Source organism: Hydrotalea flava (assembly GCF_001623405.1).
Classification (GTDB): domain Bacteria; phylum Bacteroidota; class Bacteroidia; order Chitinophagales; family Chitinophagaceae; genus Hydrotalea; species Hydrotalea flava.
Map to the genome: position 1 here is coordinate 1 of NZ_LUHG01000025.1, position 454 is coordinate 454.

Below are 454 nucleotides of genomic sequence, written 5' to 3' on the forward strand. Positions count from 1 at the left end.
AACGGTATACGTAATGGTGGTAGTACCGGCACTTATTGCGGTGATGACTCCACTTGCACTGATGCTGGCAACACTCGTATTGCTGCTGCTCCATACACCGCCGGGAGTCGCATCGCTTACAGTTAAATTGCTGCCTGCACATACCTGTCCGCTTCCTGTATTGATGGGTTGTACAGTCGGTAAGGGGTTCACGGTGAAGGGTGCACTTACACTCGTTGTGCAGCCACTGCCATTGGTAACAGTATACGTAATGGTAGTAGTACCGGCGGCAATGGCGGTAATTTTCCCACTGTTATCAATCGTAGCAACACTTGTATTGCTACTGCTCCATACACCACCGGGAGTTGCATCGCTTACGGTTAAACTGCTTCCTGCACAAACCTGTCCGCTTCCTGTGTTGATGGGTTGTACAGTCGGTAAGGGATTCACAGTGATGGGTGCACTTACAATGGTG

Annotated in this window: 1 protein-coding gene; it reads right to left on the reverse strand. The window is 50.2% G+C overall.

Annotated elements, in window-relative coordinates; genetic code table 11:
* A partial coding sequence (locus A0F92_RS01140; protein WP_253810023.1) for an Ig-like domain-containing protein occupies positions 1-454 on the reverse strand: 454 nt, incomplete at both ends.